Raw genomic sequence first — 1,128 nt, 5'->3', positions numbered from 1 at the left:
GATAAATGGAGTGATAACAAGACATAAATTTTGACATGTAGTTGTTCTACATGAAAAATTTATAACGCAGTTAGCGCTTTATTTAGCTCGCTAGAATGGTTAAATATTTAAGTCGATTGGTATTATACATTTTGAAATACCGACTAATCGATTTAGCCAGCGAGGTATTAAGAAAAACCACAACAAAAATACCGAGAGTTTAGTTGAAATCGCTTTAGCTTCGTTTTTGGACTAACTCTGCAGAGCAACTTAGTCTTGGTTAAGTTGCTGTTTTACGTTTTGTACTTTCGCTAAAATTTGCTTATCAACAACCACAGGCAATACCAATTCTATATTTTCTAATGTGGCGATGACTTGTGTTTTCAACTGTGTCTGCTGTTCAATTTGCATAACTTTAAGTGTTTCAGCGGTTTGTAATTTTACTTGTTCAGTCACTAGCGCTTCAGTTGGGCTTAGTAGCATCAATGTTAGTAGTAATGTATTCATATTAATCTCCTTATTTAAATTACCGCTAAGATAAGGAAATTAGATGACAGTTACGTGTGGCTTATATTGCTACAAAGTTAAACTTTAATGCTGTTTTGATGAAGAGCTAGGCTTGTACTAAGCAGATCAAAGTACCTTCAATGGCTCTTACGTAGGCATAATATTGAGTTCCTCTACAGCTAGGGGGGCAAAGAGGCTCTGCGCCAGCAAGCACCGCTTTATCGTAACTTTCACTGAGATTAGTACAGCTAAAGCGCAGCTCAAAACCTAGCGCTGGTTGCTTTGGGTGAGCGCGGATATAACCTTGTTTAAAATGGGCTTGAGCATACGGGTGATTCGCAAAAGCAATTTTTACATCGCCAGTAGCAAGCTCTCCATATTCGGCATCATCGCTGAGGGCATGAGTGGCAAAACCAAACGCTTGAAAATAAAAGTCTAAGGTTTCTTCAACGTTATCAACATAGATAACCTGATTGATTAATTCCATTGATGACTCTATTTAAGTTTACATCTTTTAAATAAAGCACAGTTTCCTGAGATTTGCGACATCAGGTAAAACTAAACACTTAAATTTGTTTATAAAAAAACCTTGTAAGGGTGTGCCCAACAAGGTTCAATTTTTCAGCTTTCAGCTTTCAGCTT

The 1,128-nt window shown here is 36.9% G+C and carries 2 protein-coding genes; both read right to left on the bottom strand.

The annotated features are described in order from the left end of the window. Window positions 1-249 precede the first annotated feature (249 nt). Window positions 250-486: a hypothetical protein gene (locus tag H5158_RS22560; protein WP_182718269.1), complete on the bottom strand. Its 237-nt coding sequence runs from the start codon at window positions 484-486 to the stop codon at window positions 250-252. 106 nt (window positions 487-592) lie between these two features. Continuing rightward, entirely contained in the window at window positions 593-973 is a 381-nt protein-coding gene (locus H5158_RS22555; protein WP_182718270.1) for a VOC family protein, read from the bottom strand. Between the last annotated feature and the right edge of the window lie 155 nt (window positions 974-1,128).

It is taken from the genome of Pseudoalteromonas sp. SR45-6 (assembly GCF_014163545.1).
GTDB classification, from domain to species: domain Bacteria; phylum Pseudomonadota; class Gammaproteobacteria; order Enterobacterales; family Alteromonadaceae; genus Pseudoalteromonas; species Pseudoalteromonas rhizosphaerae.
Note: the sequence above shows the minus strand (reverse complement) of the source record. Positions and strands in the feature narration are given on the sequence as shown.